Source organism: Burkholderia sp. LFS061, assembly GCF_047978125.1.
Lineage (GTDB): Bacteria > Pseudomonadota > Gammaproteobacteria > Burkholderiales > Burkholderiaceae > Burkholderia > Burkholderia pyrrocinia_C.
Genome location: NZ_JBFPFS010000035.1, coordinates 71,508 through 80,609 on the forward strand (window position 1 = coordinate 71,508; position 9,102 = coordinate 80,609).

Annotated in this window: 8 protein-coding genes; 7 read left to right on the top strand and 1 reads right to left on the bottom strand. The window is 67.9% G+C overall.

The window, feature by feature from the left end:
* Positions 1–100: 100 nt before the first annotated feature.
* Entirely contained in the window at positions 101–1,210 is a 1,110-nt protein-coding gene (locus ACNQQL_RS26125) for a 2-aminoethylphosphonate--pyruvate transaminase (RefSeq protein WP_347066719.1), read from the bottom strand.
* Between the two features lie 402 nt (positions 1,211–1,612).
* Between ACNQQL_RS26125 and phnS the strand changes: the two genes are divergently transcribed.
* The 7 genes from phnS to ACNQQL_RS26160 are packed head-to-tail and all read left to right on the top strand — an operon-like array spanning position 1,613 to position 8,901.
* Complete coding sequence (gene phnS, locus ACNQQL_RS26130; protein WP_111018957.1) at positions 1,613–2,704, top strand: 2-aminoethylphosphonate ABC transporter substrate-binding protein; 1,092 nt, start codon at positions 1,613–1,615, stop codon at positions 2,702–2,704.
* 34 nt (positions 2,705–2,738) lie between these two features.
* The gene (gene phnT, locus ACNQQL_RS26135) at positions 2,739–3,842 is read left to right on the top strand and encodes a 2-aminoethylphosphonate ABC transport system ATP-binding subunit PhnT (RefSeq protein ID WP_347066721.1); all 1,104 of its coding nucleotides are present in this window, start codon (positions 2,739–2,741) and stop codon (positions 3,840–3,842) included.
* Positions 3,820–4,740 (top strand): 2-aminoethylphosphonate ABC transporter permease subunit, encoded by a 921-nt coding sequence (locus tag ACNQQL_RS26140; protein ID WP_347066723.1) that lies wholly within the window; start codon positions 3,820–3,822, stop codon positions 4,738–4,740. The genes phnT and ACNQQL_RS26140 overlap by 23 nt, the downstream gene beginning before the upstream one ends.
* Positions 4,730–5,590 carry a 2-aminoethylphosphonate ABC transport system, membrane component PhnV gene (phnV, locus tag ACNQQL_RS26145; protein WP_204421962.1) on the top strand — a complete coding sequence of 287 codons (861 nt, stop codon included), beginning with the start codon at positions 4,730–4,732 and terminating at the stop codon, positions 5,588–5,590. Before ACNQQL_RS26140 ends, phnV begins: the two co-directional genes overlap by 11 nt.
* Positions 5,587–6,894, top strand: a complete 1,308-nt coding sequence (phnA, locus tag ACNQQL_RS26150; protein WP_347066726.1) for a phosphonoacetate hydrolase — start codon at positions 5,587–5,589, stop codon at positions 6,892–6,894. Before phnV ends, phnA begins: the two co-directional genes overlap by 4 nt.
* Positions 6,891–8,345 (top strand): phosphonoacetaldehyde dehydrogenase, encoded by a 1,455-nt coding sequence (phnY, locus tag ACNQQL_RS26155; RefSeq protein WP_347066728.1) that lies wholly within the window; start codon positions 6,891–6,893, stop codon positions 8,343–8,345. Before phnA ends, phnY begins: the two co-directional genes overlap by 4 nt.
* A gap of 4 nt (positions 8,346–8,349) precedes the next feature.
* A complete protein-coding gene (locus tag ACNQQL_RS26160) occupies positions 8,350–8,901 on the top strand; it encodes a phosphonate degradation HD-domain oxygenase (RefSeq protein ID WP_072444642.1) in 552 nt (183 codons plus the stop codon).
* Positions 8,902–9,102 lie beyond the last annotated feature (201 nt).

The window sequence follows — 9,102 nt, forward strand, 5'->3', positions numbered from 1 at the left end:
CGCACATCTCTTGCGTTCGCCCGGCGCCCGGTTGGCCGCCGGGCTTTTTTGTTTGCGCGCCGGCTGTTGTGCCGGCTTGTATCCCGGCTCGCGTGGCGCGTTACGCGCGCTGCACGGCGATGCCGAGCGATTCGACCGCCTGCGCGATCGCAGCCACCGCGCGCCGGATATCGTCGGCATCGATCGCGCCGATGCAGCCGACGCGGAACGTCTCGAGCTGCGTGAGCTTGCCCGGGTACAGGATAAAACCCGCGTCGCGCACCGCGTCGTAGAAGCGGCGGAAATCGTAGGCCGGATGGTCGGGCGCGTGGAACGTGACGATCACGGGTGCCTGCACGCCCGCGTCGAGGAACGGCACGAAGCCGAGCGCGCGCATCGATTCGACCAGCGTCCGGCAATTCTCCGCGTAGCGCGCGCCGCGCGCGGGCTGGCCGCCTTCGGCGAGGTACTGGTCGAGCGCGGCGCGCAGCGCGGCGATCACGTGCGTCGGCGGCGTGAAGCGCCACTGGCCCGTCTTGCGCAGGTACGCATATTGATCGTGAAGATCGAGCGCGAGCGACCGCGAGTTGCCTTCGCTCGCGTCGAGCGCGTCGCGCCGCACGATCGCGAAACCCATCCCCGGCACGCCTTCGAGGCATTTGCCGCTCGCCGAGATCAGCGCATCGATGCCGCTGTCCGCCAGCGCGATCGGCAGCGCGCCGAACGAACTCATCGCATCGACGATCAGCCGCTTGCCGTGTCGCCGGCATGCGGCCGCGATCGCGTCCAGCGGGTTCAGGATGCCGGCGCTCGTCTCCAGGTGCACGAGGGCGACGTGCGTGATGCGCGGCTCGCGTGCGAACGCGGCCTCGACCGCGGCCGCGTCGACGGCCGCGTCCTCGCCGAACGGCAACGCGATCGCGTCGATGCCGAGCCGGCCGAGGATCTTCAGGATGCGCGCGCAATACGCGCCGTTGTCGGGCACGAGCACGACGCCGTCGCGCGGCACCAGTGTGCCGAGCGCGGCCTCGACCGAGAACGTGCCGCTGCCCTGCATCGGCACGCACACATAGTCGCCGCCGCCGCGCGCGATTGCGACGAGGTCCGTGCAGACGCTGGCCGTCAGCTGGTTGAAAGTGGCGTCCCACGACCCCCAGTCATGTTGCATTGCGTGGCGGGTTGTGGCGGACGTGGTGAGCGGGCCGGGCGTGAGCAGGATCGGGTCGGGCATGGTTTGTCTCCAGCAAAGGTCGGGCGAAACGCCGGGCGGCATTTCTGAATGACGTGCATGATATTGGCAAAATGTGTCATTTTTTGGAAATTGTGGCACTCGTCACGGGTTTGTCATTGAACGCTGTGATCCTTCGGTTGCCGCGCGAAACCAACCGCAGCGCGGCGGCGAGGCGGGCCGCTTATCGGCCTGCCCGGAGATAACAGGCCTTGCATGGAGCCGGAGGAAGTGCGGAAGCGCCAACTCCGGCCGACCGCTTTGCATGGGTCCAGAGTAAGCGCTGAAGCGCCAACTCCGGCCGACAGCTTTGCATGGGGCCGGAGTAAGCGCTGAAGCGCCAACTCCGGCCGACAGCGCCGGACATGCCCCGGCCGTTTGGTGTTCCACCTACGGAGAAGTGAGATGACACTGCAGAATTCCTCGCGCGCCGCTGCCGGCGCGTTCCGCAAGCTCGCGCTGGCCGCCTGCGCCGCCGGTTTGCTGCAAGGTGCCGCGCTGCCGGCGCATGCGGCGAACGCGGTCGTGCTGTATACAGCGGACGGTCTCGAGAACCTCTATCGCGATGTGCTGCCGGCCTTCGAGAAGAAGGAAGGCGTCAAGGTCAACATCGTGACGGCGGGCAGCGGCGAGGTCGTCAACCGCGCGAACATCGAGAAGAATTCCCCGAAGGCCGACGTGATCGTCACGCTGCCGCCGTTCATTCAGCAGGCCGGCCAGATGGGCCTGCTGCAGGCGTATCAGAGCGTGAACTACAAGAACGTGCCGGCGATCGCGAAGGCCGAGGACGGCACGTGGGCGACGTTCGTGAACAACTACTTCTCTTTCGCGATCAACCCGGACGTCGTGAAGAACCAGCCGAAGACGTTCGCCGACCTGCTGTCGCCGAGCTACGCCGGCAAGGTCGCGTACTCGAACCCGGCCACGGCCGGCGACGGGATGGCCGTGCTGATCCTGACGACCTCGCTGATGGGCGAGGACAAGGCGTTCGACTACCTCGCGAAGCTGTCGCAGAGCGTGAAGTTCCACACGAAGGGCACGGGCTACCTGAACGTGCTGCTGTCGCGTAACGAGATCAGCGTCGCGAACGGCGACCTGCAGATGGACCTCGACGATGCCGAACACGGCGCGCTGTCCGTCAAGCCGATCTTCCTGGCCGCGAAGGAAGGCGACCAGCCGACCACGTTCCAGCTCCCGTACGGCATCGGGCTGATCAAGAGCGGCCCGAACCAGGACGCCGGCAAGAAGCTGATCGACTACCTGATGTCGACGGAAGTGCAGTCGAAGGTGCCGGACATGTACGGTATCCCGGGCCGCACGGACGTGCCGCTGGCAGGCAAGAACGGCGAAGCGGTCAAGAAGGCGATCGCCGGCGTGAAGCTGATCCCGGTCGACTGGGCCCAGGTGATGGCGAAGAAGCCGGTATGGATCGAGCGCTGGAAGAAGGACGTGATCGGCAGCTCGGGCAAGCAGCTCGACGTCGTCAAGCCGAAGTGATCGGCGCACGCCGCCTGTATCAGCGAGCAAGAGGATGAACCCGGTGGAAACCACCCTGACCCATCCCGGCGCATTCGGCGCCGCCGAACCGCACGCGACGCTGCGGTCCGGCGCGCCGGGCGGCGTGCAGATCCAGCACCTGAGCGTGCGCTACGGCGCACGCACGGTGCTGGAAGATCTGTCGCTGTCGATCGGCGCCGGCGAATTTCTGACCGTGCTCGGCAAGAGCGGCTGCGGCAAGACCACGCTGCTGCGCTTCATCGCCGGGTTCGTGAAGGCCGACGGCCTGACCGGCACGCTGACCGTTGCCGGACGCGACCTGACCCATGCGCCGCCGCACAAGCGCAATCTCGGTCTGCTGTTCCAGAATTACGCGCTGTTCCCGCACCTGTCGGTGTTCGAGAACGTCGCCTTCGGGCTGCGCGCACGCGGCATGGCGTCGCCCGAAGTGACGCGACGCGTCGCCGACGCGCTGAAGCTCGTGCAGCTCGGCGATGCGGGCCACCACCTGCCCGCGCAACTGTCGGGCGGGATGCAGCAGCGCGTCGCGCTGGCCCGCGCGCTCGTGATCGAGCCGGACGTGCTGCTGCTCGACGAGCCGCTGTCGGCGCTCGACGCCAACCTGCGCGCATCGGTGCGCAGCGAACTGAAGGCGCTGCACGAGCGCCTGCCGAACCTGACCGTCGTCTGCGTGACGCACGACCGCGACGACGCGCTCGTGCTGTCCGATCGCGCGCTGCTGCTGCGCGACGGCCGCATCGCGCAGCTCGGCACGCCGCAGCAACTGTACGACGCGCCGCAGGACGGCTACGTCGCGCGCTATCTCGGCCCGGCGAACCTGCTGCCGCCGCGCGTGATTTTCCCGCTCGGCGATCCGCGTCACGAAGTGCGCGACAAGGTCGCGTGCGTGCGCCCCGAGCGCCTGACCGTGATGCCGCCCGCTGCAGGCGGCTTGCACGGCACGGTGTCGTCCGTCGAATGGCAGGGCGCGGATCTGTCGATCGCGGTCGTGATCGACGCGGCGCCCGACGAACCCGTGCGCGTCACGATGCAACGCGGCCGCGGCGCGGCCCCCGAGCGCGGTGCGCGCGTTTCCCTGCATTGCGAGGCAGACGATGTCGTCCTTATCGAGCCCTGAGGCCAGCCTGCCGCCGCACGTGCTCGCGTCGGCCGCCGCGCATGCCGCCGTCGCGCGGCGCCGCAAGCGCATGGGCGACCTGCACCTGGCCGCGCTCGCGGTCGTCGTGCTGGGCCCGCTCGTCGTGTATCCGCTGGTGCGGCTCGTACTGCTGAGCGTATCGGGCGAACACGGGCTGAGTTTTGCCGCATACCGGACCTTCTTCGGTAACCCCGACACGCGCACCGTGCTGCTGACGACGCTCGGCGTGCTGTTCGCGAGCGCCGGCACCGCGTCGGTGCTCGGCGTGCTGCTGGCCGCGCTGCTGTTCTTCAAGCCGTTTCCGGGCGCATCGCTCGTCACGCGCTTCCTGGAACTGTACGTCGCGTTTCCGTCGTTCCTTGTCGCGTTCACGCTGATCTTCCTGTACGGCTCGCAAGGGTCGATCGGCATCGCGCTGCAGCACCTGTTCCATCTCGAGAATCCGCCGCTCGACTTCCTGTTCGGCATCGGCGGCGTGATTCTCGCGCAGACCGTGTTCTATACGCCGTTCGTCGTGCGGCCGACACTCGCGTCGTTCGCGACGCTCGACCTGCGGCTGATCGAAGCCGCGCGCAGCCTCGGCGCGCCCGGCTGGATGCTGGCGCGCCGCGTCGTGCTGCCGATCGCGTGGCCGGGCATCGCCGCCGGCACCGTGCTGTGCTTCCTGCTGACGCTGAACGAATTCGGGATTCTGCTCGTGCTCGGCAGCGCGCGGCTCGTGACGCTGCCGGTCGCGATCTACAGCAGCGCGACCGTCGATCTCGACCTGCCGACCGCGTCGGCCGGCGCGGTCGTGATGCTCGCGCTGTCGCTGGCGCTGTATACGGTTTATCGCCGGGTGAACCGGCGTGCGACGGGAGGGGACGATGTCCGCTGAATTCCGTATCGGGCAGGCCGTGCCGCGCCGCCAGATCGGCTGGAGCGACGCGCTGCTCAAGCATGCGTCGCGCGCCGCGCTCGCGCTGGCCGCATTCGCGTGCTTCTGGCTGTTCGTGCTGCCCGTCATCGTCGTCGCGCTGTCGAGCGTGTCGACGCAATGGTCGGGCACGATCTTGCCGGCCGGCTACAGCCTGCGCTGGTTCGAGCGGCTCGGCTCGCCGGAATACGATGCGCTGCTGACTAGCCTCGAAATCGGCTTCGGCGTGTCGGCGATCGGCACGATCCTCGGGCTGTGGCTTGCGCTTGCGCTCGAAGGGCGCGACCGACGCGGCCTCGGCGCGGTCGTCGACGCGCTCGTGATGGTGCCGAACGGCGTGCCGAGCGTCGTGCTCGGGCTCGCGGTGCTGATTGCGTATCACCAGAAGCCGGTCGACCTGTCGAGCTCGGCGGCGATCGTCGTGCTCGTGCAGCTCGCGCTGATTTTGCCGTTCTGCTATCGCTGCGCGGCCGCCGCGCTGCGCCCTGAGCTGACCGTGCTGCGCGAAGCCGCGGCGAGCCTCGGTGCGCCACCCGCGATGGTGCTGCGCCGCGTGCTGCTGCCGCAGCTCGTGCCGGCGCTGCGCGCGAGCCTCGCGCTCGGTTTTGCGCTGTCGCTCGGCGAGCTCGGCGCCACACTGACGGTTTATCCGCCCGGCTTCGCGACCGTGCCGATCGTCGTGATCGGCCAGGTGGAGCGTGGTTATTACCTTCCGGCATCGGCGCTGTCGCTGCTGATGCTCGGCGCGTCGCTCGCGGCGCTGCTGCTGATCGCCGCGCGCGTGCCGCGCGGCACGCGGGCTGCATCATGAACGCCGCGTTTGCATTGCGCCGTCCCGATGAAGCGTCGGCGGCCGGCGCATCGCCGAATCTCGCGGGACGCTCCGTCGACGTCAACGGCCGGCGCTACCGGCTGCCGGTCGAGCCGACCGTCGTCGTCTGTGTCGACGGCTGCGAGTACGACTATCTCGAACGTGCGGTGGAAGCGGGCGTCGCGCCGTTCATCGGCCGGATGATCGCGGAAGGTACGGCGTGGCGCGCCGATTGCGTCGTGCCGACCTTCACCAACCCGAACAACCTGTCGATCGTCTGCGGCGTGCCGCCGTCGGTCCACGGAATCTGCGGCAACTATTTCTGGGACGCGACCGCCGACGGCGGGCGCGGCGCCGAAGTGATGATGAACGATCCGGCCTATCTGCGGGCCGGCACGCTGCTCGCGGCGGCGTCCGACGCCGGTGCGCGGGTGGCCGTCGTGACGGCGAAGGACAAGCTGCGCCGGCTGCTTGGCTGGCAGCTGAACGGCATCTGCTTTTCCGCCGAGAAGGCCGCGCAGGCGAATCTCGCGGAAAACGGCATCGTCGACGTGCTCGACTGGGTCGGCCTGCCGTCGCCGGATGTCTACAGCGCGGCGTTGTCCGAATTCGTGTTCGCGGCCGGCGTGCGGCTCGCGCAGACGCGGCAGGTCGACCTGATGTACCTGTCGACCACCGACTACGTGCAGCACAAGTGCGAGCCGGGCAGCGCCGGCGCGAACGCGTTCTACGCGATGATGGACGGCTATCTCGCGCAGCTCGACGCGCTCGGCTGGGCGATCGGGCTCACGGCCGACCACGGGATGAACGCGAAGCACGATCCCGCGACCGGCCGCCCGAACGTGATTTATCTGCAGGATGCGTTCGACGGCTGGTACGGCGCGCAGGCCGCGCGCGTGATCCTGCCGATTACCGATCCGTATGTCGTGCACCACGGCGCGCTGGGTTCGTTTGCAACCATCTACCTGGCGCCGGGCGTCGACCGGGCCGAGGCGATGTGGCGCGTCGGCGGCCTCGACGGTGTCGAGCTCGTGCTCGACAACGCGGAAGCCGCCGCACGCTTCGAGCTGCCGGCCGACCGGATCGGCGATCTCGTCGTGATCGGCCGTCGCGACATGACGCTCGGCACGCGCGAGCGCGAACACGACCTGTCGGGCCTCACGGTGCCGCTACGTTCGCATGGCGGCGTGTCGGAACAGGAAGTGCCGCTGCTGTTCAATCGCCGTATCGAGCGGGACGATCCCGCGCGTCGCCCGCGCAACTTCGACGTGTTCGATTTCGTGCTGAACCGGATCGCGACATGATGGCCCACCCCCGGCAAGACCACCCCGAGTTTCGCGCCGAGGCGCTGCGCTGGTGCGGCATGCGCGCGACGCGCGAGCGCACCTTCGATATCGACGATCCTTATACTGGCGCCCGGGTCGGTACCGCGCCGCTCGCCAGCGTCGACGACGTGCGCGCCGCGTTCGATTACGCGATGGCCTACCGGCCGAAGCTTACGCGCTACGAGCGTTCGCAGATCCTCGAACGTGCGGCCGCGCTGCTGCGCGAGCGCACCGAGGAAGCGTCCGACCTGATCACGCTCGAATCGGGGCTGTCGAAACAGGATTCCCGCTACGAGATCGGTCGCGTTGCCGACGTGCTGAAGTTCGCGGCGGTCGAGGCGCTGCGCGACGACGCGCAAAGTTTCTCGTGCGACCTGACGCCCCACGGCAAGGCGCGGCGCGTGTTCTCGCAGCGGCAGCCGCTCGACGGCGTGATCGTCGCGATCACGCCGTTCAATCATCCGATGAACCAGGTTGCGCACAAGATCGCGCCGGCGATCGCGACCAACAACCGCGTGATCGTGAAGCCGTCGGAGAAGGTGCCGCTGTCGGCGTTCTATCTGGCCGATCTGCTGGTTGAGGCCGGGCTGCCGGAGCCGATGCTGCAGGTGCTGACCGGCGACCCGCGCGAGATCGCGGACGAACTCGTTACGCATCCGCATGCATCGCTGATCACGTTTACCGGCGGCGTTGCGATCGGCAAGGCGATTGTCGCGCGGGCCGGCTACCGGCGCATCGTGCTGGAGCTGGGCGGCAACGACCCGCTGATCGTTCTCGAAGACGCCGATGTCGAACGCGCGGCATCGCTGGCGGTGCTCGGCTCGTATCGGAATTCGGGCCAGCGCTGCACGGCCGTCAAGCGGATGCTGGTGCAGCGCTCCATCGCGCCGGCATTTACCGAGTTGCTCGTCGAGAAGACCCGCGCATGGAAGTACGGCGATCCGTTCGATCCGGCGAACGAAATGGGCACGGTGATCGACGAGGCGGCGGCGCGGCTGTTCGAGGCGCGGGTCGACGAGGCGGTTGCGCAGGGTGCGCGCCTGCTGACCGGCAACGTGCGGCGCGGCGCGCTGTATGCGCCGACCGTCCTCGACAACGTCGATCCGTCGATGACGATCGTGCGCGAGGAGACCTTCGGCCCCGTATCGCCCGTCATCGCGTTCGACACGATCGACGACGCGATCCGGATTGGCAACGGAACGGCGTTCGGGCTGTCGTCGGGGGTCTGTACGGACAGCACGGCAGCCGTCGTGCGGTTCGTAAACGAGCTGAACGTCGGCACCGTGAATGTATGGGAGGTGCCCGGATACCGGATCGAGCTGTCGCCGTTCGGCGGGATCAAGGATTCGGGGCTCGGTTACAAGGAAGGCGTTCAGGAGGCGATGAAGAGCTTCACGAACCTGAAGACGTTTTCGCTGCCTTGGGAGTGAGCGAATGGCATTGACGGTGGAAGAGATCCACGGGCTGTATCGCGAGCACGGCCATGTGGCCTATAGCGGTGAACCGGTCACGCAGCTCGAGCATGCGTTGCAAAGCGGATTGCTGGCGGAGGAGGCAGGGGCTGGCGAAGCGCTGGTTGCGGCGGCGTTTCTGCACGACCTCGGGCACCTGCTGAATCGCCAGGGCGAGACGCCGAGCGCGCGCGGGATCGACGATCTGCATCAGTATTATGTGCTGCCGTTCCTGCGGCCGCTGTTTTCCGACGCGGTGCTGGAACCGATCCGGCTGCACGTCGATGCGAAGCGCTGCCTGTGCCGCACGGACGCCGGCTACTTCGAGAGCCTGTCGCCGGACTCGGTGCGCAGCCTCGCGTTGCAGGGGGGCATCTTCAGTGAAGAGGAAACGGCGGCGTTCCTGCAGCGCCCGTTTGCGGAGGACGCGCTGCGTTTGCGTCGCTGGGACGATACCGCGAAGGAAGAAGGAAAAACGACGCCGGATCTCGATCACTATATGGAGATCGTCGCGCGCCAGGCGCGCGCGGCCTGACGGTTCGGCTGCTTCTATAAAAGGCCCCGCACGCGGCAGCGTGCGGGGCCTTTTATTTTTTGCGAAACCCCTTGCATGATTGCCGCGGGCTGCATAGAATCACGCCTCTTTCGCGCTAACGGCAACGCGGCGCGGGAGAGGGGAAGCGAAGTCGGTGGTGTGCAGCGGGTTGGGCGCACGGCTGGCGCAGGAAGATGGACC

Excerpts from the sequence above, each read along its gene's own strand:
- phnV (WP_204421962.1), top strand. The coding sequence starts at position 4,730 with ATGTCCGCTGAATTCCGTATCGGGCAGGCCGTGCCGCGCCGCCAGATC.
- ACNQQL_RS26160 (WP_072444642.1), top strand. The coding sequence starts at position 8,350 with ATGGCATTGACGGTGGAAGAGATCCACGGGCTGTATCGCGAGCACGGC.
- ACNQQL_RS26125 (WP_347066719.1), bottom strand. The coding sequence starts at position 1,210 with ATGCCCGACCCGATCCTGCTCACGCCCGGCCCGCTCACCACGTCCGCC.
- ACNQQL_RS26140 (WP_347066723.1), top strand. The coding sequence starts at position 3,820 with ATGTCGTCCTTATCGAGCCCTGAGGCCAGCCTGCCGCCGCACGTGCTC.
- phnS (WP_111018957.1), top strand. The coding sequence starts at position 1,613 with ATGACACTGCAGAATTCCTCGCGCGCCGCTGCCGGCGCGTTCCGCAAG.
- phnY (WP_347066728.1), top strand. The coding sequence starts at position 6,891 with ATGATGGCCCACCCCCGGCAAGACCACCCCGAGTTTCGCGCCGAGGCG.
- phnA (WP_347066726.1), top strand. The coding sequence starts at position 5,587 with ATGAACGCCGCGTTTGCATTGCGCCGTCCCGATGAAGCGTCGGCGGCC.
- phnT (WP_347066721.1), top strand. The coding sequence starts at position 2,739 with ATGAACCCGGTGGAAACCACCCTGACCCATCCCGGCGCATTCGGCGCC.